Annotated in this window: 8 protein-coding genes and 3 pseudogenes; 8 read left to right on the top strand and 3 right to left on the bottom strand. The window is 69.8% G+C overall.

Features of this window, described 5'->3' with window-relative positions; genetic code table 11:
- Positions 1–251 precede the first annotated feature (251 nt).
- The 3 genes and pseudogenes from ACZ7H1_RS36220 to ACZ7H1_RS36210 form a co-directional block, all read left to right on the top strand.
- Positions 252–603 (top strand): annotated as a pseudogene (locus ACZ7H1_RS36220) (transposase); the annotation flags it as partial.
- Positions 604–951: 348 nt separating this feature from the next.
- Entirely contained in the window at positions 952–1,365 is a 414-nt protein-coding gene (locus ACZ7H1_RS36215) for a hypothetical protein (protein WP_470792616.1), read from the top strand.
- A 105-nt stretch (positions 1,366–1,470) separates the two neighbouring features.
- Complete coding sequence (locus ACZ7H1_RS36210; RefSeq protein ID WP_470792614.1) at positions 1,471–2,988, top strand: hypothetical protein; 1,518 nt, start codon at positions 1,471–1,473, stop codon at positions 2,986–2,988.
- Between the two features lie 99 nt (positions 2,989–3,087).
- Here ACZ7H1_RS36210 and ACZ7H1_RS36205 read toward each other — a convergent pair.
- Positions 3,088–3,252, bottom strand: a pseudogene (locus ACZ7H1_RS36205) (M15 family metallopeptidase); the annotation flags it as partial.
- Positions 3,253–3,766: 514 nt separating this feature from the next.
- Between ACZ7H1_RS36205 and ACZ7H1_RS36200 the strand changes: the two are divergent.
- Positions 3,767–4,102 (top strand): hypothetical protein, encoded by a 336-nt coding sequence (locus ACZ7H1_RS36200; protein WP_470792612.1) that lies wholly within the window; start codon positions 3,767–3,769, stop codon positions 4,100–4,102.
- Positions 4,103–4,250: 148 nt separating this feature from the next.
- On the opposite strand, the gene ACZ7H1_RS36195 is transcribed toward ACZ7H1_RS36200, so the two are convergent.
- Positions 4,251–5,252, bottom strand: a complete 1,002-nt coding sequence (locus tag ACZ7H1_RS36195; RefSeq protein WP_470792611.1) for a helix-turn-helix transcriptional regulator — start codon at positions 5,250–5,252, stop codon at positions 4,251–4,253.
- A gap of 97 nt (positions 5,253–5,349) precedes the next feature.
- Here ACZ7H1_RS36195 and ACZ7H1_RS36190 point away from each other — a divergent pair, with 97 nt between their 5' ends.
- Complete coding sequence (locus ACZ7H1_RS36190; RefSeq protein WP_470792610.1) at positions 5,350–6,591, top strand: FAD-dependent oxidoreductase; 1,242 nt, start codon at positions 5,350–5,352, stop codon at positions 6,589–6,591.
- A gap of 25 nt (positions 6,592–6,616) precedes the next feature.
- On the opposite strand, the pseudogene ACZ7H1_RS36185 reads toward ACZ7H1_RS36190, so the two are convergent.
- Positions 6,617–6,883 (bottom strand): annotated as a pseudogene (locus tag ACZ7H1_RS36185) (Tn3 family transposase); the annotation flags it as partial.
- A gap of 601 nt (positions 6,884–7,484) precedes the next feature.
- Here ACZ7H1_RS36185 and ACZ7H1_RS36180 point away from each other — a divergent pair.
- The 3 genes from ACZ7H1_RS36180 to ACZ7H1_RS36170 all read left to right on the top strand — a co-directional run bounded on the left by ACZ7H1_RS36180 (position 7,485) and on the right by ACZ7H1_RS36170 (position 9,399).
- On the top strand, positions 7,485–7,649 hold the full coding sequence (locus ACZ7H1_RS36180; protein WP_470792608.1) for an FG-GAP-like repeat-containing protein: 165 nt from the start codon (positions 7,485–7,487) through the stop codon (positions 7,647–7,649).
- A gap of 324 nt (positions 7,650–7,973) precedes the next feature.
- Positions 7,974–8,339, top strand: a complete 366-nt coding sequence (locus ACZ7H1_RS36175) for a hypothetical protein (protein ID WP_470792606.1) — start codon at positions 7,974–7,976, stop codon at positions 8,337–8,339.
- 424 nt (positions 8,340–8,763) lie between these two features.
- Positions 8,764–9,399 carry a VOC family protein gene (locus tag ACZ7H1_RS36170; RefSeq protein WP_470792605.1) on the top strand — a complete coding sequence of 212 codons (636 nt, stop codon included), beginning with the start codon at positions 8,764–8,766 and terminating at the stop codon, positions 9,397–9,399.
- The last annotated feature ends 47 nt before the right edge of the window (positions 9,400–9,446 follow it).

The raw sequence follows: 9,446 nt of genomic DNA, 5'->3' as shown, positions 1-9,446 counted from the left end.
CAACGGGTCCAAGCTCAGCCATGACAGGCAACCTACCGACTCTCCGCCGTGGCGGGAGCATCAGGCCCCGACATCACGCTTTCAACCTCGGTAACAGTGTCTGATGGCTCTTGCCCGGGATGGTGGATCTCTCGCTGTTCCGGGCAGGGGCCGCGCATGCTGCGTGGCCTTGAACTGACGAATGCTCAGTGGGATCGCACGCATAGCCGGGCTGCTGCCGGAGACCGGTAGCACGGGTGGCCCGGTGGGCCGACCACCGCACCATGGTCAACGGTGTCCTCTACCGGACGCGGACCGGCATTCTGGCGTGACCTGCCCGAACGCTACGGATCCCGGCAGACCGTCTACGAACGCCACCGCCGCTGGTCGGCCGACGGCACCTGGCCGAAGATCCTGCGGGCGTTGCAGGCCGGCGCCGACGTCACCGCCCGGGGCGCGTACGGCTCATGGGCGGTCAACGTCGACTCCACCACCTGCCGGGCCCACCAGCACGCGGCCGGAGCCCGACATTCCCGCCCCGGCCGACCACCCCGAAAACGGGGTGGGACCCGTGTGGATGCAGAGGGCCGCGAGGCCCTGGGCCCTTCCCGGGGCGGGCTGAGCGGCAAGCGGGCGGGCTGCCCGCACGTCGGGCTGCCGGCGTCGCAGGCACCTCGGGGGAGGGGAGAAGTTTCGCCGCGACCAGCCCCTCAGGGCCTGACGTGGTCGCAGGGCACGGTGCTGGCCTTCCTCGTCGATCAGGCCGAAGAGCCGGTGGTCGACGACCAAGTCGACCTCGTTTGATCGAACACAAGCTGAGCGGCTCGCCCTTCCGCCAGATCCGCCGCACAACGGTGACTCGGGAGGGCAAGCCCCTCAGCCGCTGGCCAGGCGCCTCCGCATCGCCGCCGAGCGGTACCGCGCCACCGCCGACACTCACCACACCACCGCCCAACCTGCCGAGGACCTGTCGTGACATTGCAATCCACCGACGAGCGGACACGCATCCGCGCCGCCATGGACCGGCTTCTCGCCGGCCGACCGACAGCCTCCGACGGCGCACTGACCGTCGTCGCTCTCGCGGCGGAGGCCGGTGTTCACCGCATGGCCCTCCAGAAGCGCCACGCCGACCTGAAGCACGAGTTCTACGAACGCGTCCGGCTTGAGACGAAGCAACCCCCGGAATCGGAAAAGCGGCTCCGCAAAACTGTGTCCGACCTGAAGGAAACCGTTGCCGCGCAGAGGGCCGAGATCACGGCGCTCCGGCACCAGGTCACTCAGCTCGCGCTCGTGAACGCCGTCCTCACTCGTCAGGGCCACAATCTGAGCGAGAGCTCGGCGGAGGCAGCAGCCAATGTCGTGCCCCTCCGTCCGAGGGGAGAATGACCAGACGGGCACCTGCGACCGCAGGTCCGGGCCACCTCTCTACCGATAGCACCTGGGCATCGAAATCCAGGAGCCATTCGGTGACGTTCCAGGCAGGATGCCTCTGTGAACCATGTTCTGTGCGGGCTTGCCGCCAACGTAAGCCTGCCGTCCGAGCTGGTCGACCGGCTGATCGCGGTCGCGGACGCCGAGATCGATGCGCACCTCGCGCATCGGGCCGACCTCAGCCACGCGCAGGCGATGGTGCTGGCCTCGCGCGTCGAGGAAAGCGCTGTGTCGCTTGCGTATGCAGGCCTGCTGACCGCCGCAGACGTTAATCCCGCCACGCAACCGGACGTCGCGCTCGCACTGCTGGCCGAGCGTGCCGGACGCCCGGAGTGGGCGCGTCTCCTCGCGGAAGATCCAGTCGTCGAGCGCCGGGAGAAGCTGGCCGCCTGCTCCGGCCTTCCGCTCGATGCGGTGGAGATGCTGGCCACCGACTCGGACGTACAGGTCGTCGCGGAGCTCGCGTTGTGGACGACACCGGAGACGGCCACCAGACTCGCGGCGCATCCGCATGCCGAGGTCCGTCGCGCGGTGGCGGCCAACGAGGCGACGCCACCGGCCGTACTGGCGGCGCTGCTCACCGGCGAGGGCCTGCCACCCGCACAGCGGTGCCTGGTCTGCGACCGTGAAGAGGCGCCGTTTGTGCACGATCCGCAATGCTCGCGACTCGACTGCGATCTGCCGTCCGGCGCCTCCTGCGACGGCTCCCACGAGTCCACCAGGCACGACATGCAGCAGATGGCGATTCGGAACCCGGCCACACCCACTGAAGCCGTCGTCGGCTTCGTCGACCACCCTTCGCTGCTGTTGCGCTGGGCGCTCGCCGGCCGCCCCGATCTACCATCGGAGGTCTGCGCTCGGCTCGCCGTGGATTCGAATCCCGGAGTTCGAGCCGATCTCGCCGAGAATCCGGCGATCGACGACGCCCTGATCCGCGCGCTGGCAGCCGATCGTGACCACGAAGTGCGGCGCAGACTCGCCCACAACCCACTCGTACCGCTCGACGTGCTGACCGACCTGGCCAGCGCTACCAAGGTCGGCGCCACTCTGCTGCCGCGTATCGCCTCGGCATCCCCGGACGAGGTCGAGGAGCTGGCCGAATCACCGAACCCAGCCGCACGCATGCTCGTAGCCCAGCGCCGCGATTTGCCACCCGCTATACGCGACGGGTTGGCAGCCGACTCCGACGCGAAAGTGGTCAAGTCCATCGCTCCGCACCCGGGCCTCACGGAAGGTCAACTGCGCACCATGCTCGACCGGCACGGAGTCCGGGTCGTCGCCAAGGTGGCCGCCAATCCAGACGCGACTCCGGCACTTCTGGAGGACCTTGCCCAGCACGAACCATCGGTACAGAAAGCGTTTCGCGAGATCGCCCGGCATCGCACTGCGTCCGCACCGGCGCTGCTCGCCTGCCTGGCAGACGCACAGGCGAGGCGTATAGCCGCCAGTCATGCGGCACTTCCACCGCCGATCGTCGAAGGGCTACTCACTGACGCCGACTGGCAGGTGGTGGAGGCGGCAGCCGCCAATCCTTCGCTGCCCCTCGCTGTCATGTCGGATCTGATACCCCGGCTGTAGGACCTGTGCGCCAATTGAGCTCTCTGCCCCGCTAGTCACATCCTGGGAGACTCTTCCAAAGACCTCCTACTCTTGAACACAAGAACTTGACTGGGAACACCATTCCGTGGGGTAGTTCACCAGCCCCGCCGCTGCCAGCGCGGAACCGAGCAGCCTCCGGTTGGCACGGGCCTCCTCGCTGGTGTTGGCGGCATGGGTGTAGCAGGCGCCCTCGCTCTCCTCCGGGTCCGCGTTCATCCGTGTGCCCAGGTGACCCGGCCGGCCAGACCACCCTGCGGCCCGCCGTATACGTCAGGGCCGACCAGATCCCCGACTCGCCCGAGCTCACCGGCTGGTTCCTCAGCGGCCCGATCCTCGTCGCCCGCGGCTGGGAGTCGGCCTCCGGCCGGTCCCAGCTGAGAGCGGAGCTCCCACACAACGGCACGGTGGAACGGGCTGTGGCGGCCGCCGAGCAGCAGTTGCCGCACGGCCTGGTGTTCGACGGCGAACTGCTCGTCATGGGATCCCGAGGCCGGCCGCCTGTCGTTCGAGGTGCTGCAGCGCTGGGCCGCTGCCCGCGGCCGCAGTGCACCCGCCCTTGCCGCCCGGCTCCCGGCCTACTTCGTCGCCTTCGACATCCTGCAGGCGGACGGCGCGAGCTGCTCACGTTGCCGTATCAGGATCGCCGCGCGCGTCTGGAGAACCTGTTCACCGGCCACAGCCTGACGGCCCCCTGGACGCTCTGCCCGATGACGACGGACTGGCCAAGGCGCGGGAGTGGCTGGAGTCCTGGACGGAGGTGTCGGGCGTCGAGGGGATCCTGGTCAAGCCTCTGACCAGCTGCTACCTGCCCGGATACCGCGGCTGGACCAAGATCAGAAGGCGGGACACCACGGAGACGATCGTCGGCGCGATCACCGGCACCCTTACCCGCCCGCAGCTCCTTGTCCTCGGCCCCCACGACGACACGGGCCGCCCGCGTGCGGTGGGCCGGACTGTACCGCTGCGCCTGGATGCCGCCCGGCAGGTCACCGAGCAATTCACCGCGGCCGCACCTGGACGCCTGTGGACGGGGGCGAAGTTCTCGGCGACGTGGGGGAGCCGCGACGTCCTCGACACCACCCTTGCTGGCTGACGGGCTGGGTTGGTGTGCAGTGGCGTTTCGCCGGTGAACCCGCGTGCCCGGCCGGGTGAACCAGGGCCCGTTGCCCAGTTGCTGACGGAATGCCCATCCAGGCCGCCGAGTGATCTTGCTCGGGCAGAGGACCGTTTGTCAGAGATGACTACGGCCTTCTTTCGGTGCCCGCGACGGTCAATCGGTAGACAAGTCGGTGGCATGCCTGTGCGAGTTCGGGCGGGTGGAGGTCGGTGATTTCGGTATCGAAGGTGGCGAGGATCCCGGCGATTCCGGCCCAGGACCAGGCGCCGAGGGCGAGCCGGCAGTGCTCGGTGTCGAGGTGCTCAACGACCGAGCCGCTTGGTGCCCAGCGGGCGACGACGCTGGCCGGCAAGTTGAGTCGGGCACTGCCGGTGCACTCCCAGGCGGCGGGGGCATCGCCGCGCTCGTGACTGCTCATGACGAAGTGAGCGAGGTCGCCATAGGGGAGCTGGCGCGGACTGAAGCGGTGTGTCGTGGGGCGGGTGCGGAGCCGGTCGACACGATGCACTCGCCACTGGTGGTCTCCAAGGTCGTAGGCGACCAGGTACCACCGGCCGGCCCAGACGACCAGATGGTGGGGCTCGATGCGGCGGGCGGGCAGGAAGTCGTCGTCGCCGGTTTCGGGGCGTGAGCCGTCGGCGCGCAGCGTCTCGGTCACGAGTACGTGGCGGTGGCGCACCGCAGCCCCCACGGCGGTGAGCACGGTCGAGTCGATGGGGGGCGCCGGGAACTCCCAGTAGTTCCGCAACGTGGTCAGGCGTAGGGATTTCATCGATTCCCGCAGGGCAGCGGGCATGGCCTGCTCCAGGGTGACCAGCGCCCGCGCCGCGTCGTCTCTCAGGCCGAACACCGTTGCTGGCGCGGTTTGCAGGGCCACCGCGACCGCAAGGGCCTGATCGTGGTCGAACACCAGCGGAGGGAGGGTGTGCCCTGCGCCGAGCTGGTATCCGCCATCGGGCCCGTGGACGGTGGTGATCAGATATCCGAGCTGGCGCAGGGTCTCGATGTCACGGCGGACGGTGCGCTCACTGACCCCAAGCGCGGTGGCGAGTTCGCGCAGTGGCCACAAGCGGCGCGATCCGAACAGGGACAGTAGCCGCAATGCCCGTCGTGAGGTGCTCGCCATCGTCCCATCATGCCCGGTAGTGGCCACTCGGTGTCCACTACCGGTGTCACCGTGGAGTGCCCGTGCAGGAATCAGTGGTGGAGAAGGACGGTCAGGTATGCGTGTTGTCGTGGTCGGTGGCGGGATCGGTGGACTCGCACTGGGGGCGGGGCTGCGCCGCAGGGGGTTCGAGGTGGCGGTGTTCGACCGCGACACCGACGTGGCGGCGACAGGCGGTTACCACATCACCCTGGACAAGCGGGCCCAGTCGGCGCTGCGGGAGCTGCTGGCGCCCGAGATCATGCAGCGGCTGCTGGCGTCGGCCTCGGCGCTGCGGCTGCGCGACCGCGACGCGTTCTGGGATCGTCGCGGCCGGCTCCTCGGCCGCGGGCCGGATCTCAGCGGCGATTCCAGCATTGATGTCGATCGCATCACTCTGCGCACGCTGCTGGCCGAGGAGGTCGGCGATGACCTGCATCTGGGGCGGACGGTGTCCGGCATCGGCCAGGGCGACGACGGCGCACCCCGCGTACTGTTCACCGACGCCGCACCCGTCTCGGCGGATCTGGTGGTGGGCGCGGACGGCACCCACTCCTTGGTTGCCCAACACCTGGCGGGAGGCCGGACCAACCGCCCGGCAGGCATCATGGGGTTCTCCGGCCGTACCCTCCGCACTGACCTGAGTCCCGGTGAACGCCAACGGCTCGGACCACGATCAGGACTGGCGATCGGCCCATGGGGCGCAGCGCTGTACGTCGGCTTCCTCGACCCAGTCGGCAACGCGGTACTCGACGCCCCCGAGCTGAGGATGTCCGTCACCACCGGTCCCACCTACATCTGGGGCGCCATGTTCCCCGAATCCCACGCGACCGACTCCCTGCGCGAATTGCGCGACGGCGAGTTGCAGGCCGCGCTGCTGGGACGGTTCCGGCAGCAGGGCTGGGCCGAGCACACGCTTGAAGTCATCGCCCGCGCCGACCCGCACAGCGTGGCCGCGTACCGCTTCAATGCCGCCTCGACCCGTGCCACCGAGCTCGCGCCATGGCCTGCGGGCCGTATCACCGCGCTTGGCGACGCCGTCCACGCGACACCGCCCACCGCCGGAATGGGGGCCGGCGCGGCAATACGCGATGCTGCCGCCCTACTTCAGCACCTGGGCCGCGTCACTGACGGCGATACGACGACGGCCGAGGCCGTGAACCAATTCGAGGCAGGCATGCGCCAGCGCGGCAGCGAGATCCTCACCCTTGCCATGAGAACGGTCCGTTTGATCCTGGCCACCGACACCACACTCGGCGCCGCCGCTACCACCGTGACCACCCCGATCCTGGCCGCTGCCGCCCGGCTGCGTCATCGATGATCAATATTGGCGTAAGCCGCGCGGCTCAGTCCTCGCGTCCGCCGTCATCGTCGTCCCTCCAGCTCTACCGCGTCCGGGTCACGCAGAGGCCGCAGCCTCTCACGCGGGACGGACGCGGCGAAGCCGTACCAGCCGAGCACGTTCAGATTCCGATGCTTGAGCGGCGAGCGCCGGGCCACGTCCCCGCCCGGATCTCGTGGCCCTCGTCGCGAAGCTGGGCGACCGCGGCGTCGATGTACCGCGTCGTCCACAGCACCACAGCGTGCAGCACCAGGCCGAGAGCCCCGAGCTGGCACCCAAACGGCCGGCTACGCGCGGTCGGCGGGGACACGTACCGCTGCGCCCGGATGCCGCCAGGCAGGTCGCCGAGCACCTCACCGCGGCCGCGCCCGGGCACCCGTAGGAGGGCGTGGGCTTCTCTGCGGCGCGGGGGAGCCACGACGTCCTGGACACCACCCTCGTCCACCCGGGCCTGATCGCCGAGGTCAGCGCGGATCGAGCCATCGACCGCGGCGGCGTCTTCCGCCCCCCGCTCCGCTTTCAGCGGCTACGCCTGGATGTGGGGCTCGAAGACGTACCCGGGTTCGGCGAGGGCCGGCGGCGGCCGTCGGCTGATCGGGCTGGGGGCGGGTGCAGTGGCGTTTCCCCGGTGAACCGGCGTGCTCTGTGAATGGGTGCGGTGGTGGCGCTGGATGGGCGTCAGCCATGCCGGGAGGGCTGTCCCTGTTCACGTTGCGCAGCGGTGGTGATTCTGGCTGTCATGGGGTGACCAGGCTGCTGCCGTCAGACGCCAATCCCGCAGGTGGCCGGCTGTCATGGGCGTGCCTGTTCACATGTGGACACGGACCCGGCCGCCTCGCCTGTCGGATCGCTGCCAGGGCACCATCCTGCAGATGACCGCCGGCGACTTCGCCGGCGACGGCATCGCCGACCTCATGGCCATCTGGAGCGACGGCACCCTGCACATGTACAAGGGAGACGGCAACGGCTCCATCACCAGCCAGACCCCCACCGCCTACGGCGGCAACACCTGGCGCACCATGCTCCAGCTCACCTGACCTCACTCCAGCAAAACGGGCACACGCCCTCCATGGGCGTTGCAAAGTCCGGGTGATCACGTTGTGTTGCCGGTCAGGCAGTCGGACGGCCCGTCACGTACGCAACGAGGCTCCGGTTGATCGGGGTGACCTTCCCAAGTCGCCCAGAACAGCGGGAGCTTCGATGTGTCGTCAATCTGCCACCGTCTGTCTCGTCAAGTCGCCTGCTCTGGAGGGTGTTGCGGGGCTCTCGCTGGTGGAGCGGTTGCGGATGCTGCCCGATCCGCGCCGGCGGCGCGGGGTGCGTCACCCGTTCGTGGCGGTGGTGCTGGTGCCGCCTCGGCGGTGATCGCCGGCGATCGCTTGTATGCGGCGATCGGCCGGTGGTCCGCGAGGGCTCCGCAGCACGCCCTGGCCCGGCTCGGCGTGCGTGTGACGGGCACGCTCGGGGTCCGCGTCGCCCCGAGCCCCGCCACGATCCGACGGGTCATCGCCCTGGTCTGCCCCGGCGGCCTGGCCGGCCTGACCGGCGCCAGTCCCGGTGGCGCGGACTCGGTCGCCGTGGACGGCAAGGCCGCCCGCGGCTCCCGGCACGGCCAGACTCCCCCCGCCCACCTCCTGGCCGCGATGACCGGCGACGGCCAGACCGTCACCCAGCTGCGGGTTCCGGACAGGACCAACGAAACCACCTGCTTCGCCGCCCTGCTCTAGCCCTACGATCCGAGCGGCGTCACCGTCACGGCCGATGCCCTGCACACCCAGCGCGACCACGCGCGCTTCCTGGTGGGAGAGAAGAACGCGCAAGGACCACCAGCTGGTCCGGCCCTTCGCAGCACGCAGCGGCGGTACTGCCCCCGGAAGGGACACCAAGAGCGTCTCCATGCCGGCCCCCGAGGCGGGCTGCAGAGGCCGCCCCCTCCGCATCGACACGGCGCGGCATCTGTCCGCGCAGCGGCTGATCGAGCGAGTCGTGGGCCTCGACGAGGCGGCAGCGCTGCTGCCTGGCTTCGACCGGGCCTCCCCCGCCGGGATGACGATGGATCGATCCGCTCCACGGCTGAATCCACGGCGGACGCGGCCGGGGCGTCGGGCGTGGCGTCGGGATTTGTGCGGGTTGCCGGGTGATGATGGCGCTGTGCGACTTGATCACGTGTCCTATGCGGTGGCCCGCGACAGCTTCGTCTCGACCGTCCAGTGGATCGGATCGGCCCTCGGCGCCGGGTTCGTCGACGGGGGCGTGCACCCGCGATTCGGCACCCGCAATTTCATTCTCCCGCTGAGCGGCGGCACCTACGTCGAGGTCGTCACCACACTCGACCACCCCGCCGCCGACCGCGCACCCTTCGGCCAGGCGGTCGCGCGCCGCGCCGCCGAGGGCGGCGGCTGGCTCGGTTGGGTGGTCTCCGTCGACGACATCGCCCCGGTCGAGGCCCGCCTCGGCCGCACCTCGGCCGAGGGCCACCGTGTCCGCCCCGACGGGTTCGACCTGAGGTGGAAGCAGATCGGCCTGCTGGAACTGCTGGAGGACCCGCAACTGCCCTATTTCCTTCAGTGGTTGGTCCCCATCGAGGAGCGCCCGAGCGCCGACCCGCGCACCTCCACCACCATCCACGGGGTCTCCATCGCCGGCGACGCCGCCTCCATCGCCGAATTCCTCGGCGAACCGGCCGACCACCCCCTCGACCAGATCGACGTCACCTGGGTCGAGGATGAGGAACCGGGCCTGGTCTCGGTCGAGTTCACCACCGCCCACGGCCCGGTCACGATCTGACAAGGGGCCCGACTGCCCCGCGGGAGCAGCCGGCTGAGGTCTCCTGG

Source organism: Streptomyces sp. NPDC037401 (assembly GCF_055602345.1).
The sequence above is the reverse complement of the archived record's forward strand: the minus strand, read 5'-3'. Positions and strand labels throughout refer to the sequence as shown.

Excerpts from the sequence above, each read along its gene's own strand:
- ACZ7H1_RS36195 (WP_470792611.1), bottom strand. The coding sequence starts at position 5,252 with ATGGCGAGCACCTCACGACGGGCATTGCGGCTACTGTCCCTGTTCGGA.
- ACZ7H1_RS36190 (WP_470792610.1), top strand. The coding sequence starts at position 5,350 with ATGCGTGTTGTCGTGGTCGGTGGCGGGATCGGTGGACTCGCACTGGGG.
- ACZ7H1_RS36180 (WP_470792608.1), top strand. The coding sequence starts at position 7,485 with ATGACCGCCGGCGACTTCGCCGGCGACGGCATCGCCGACCTCATGGCC.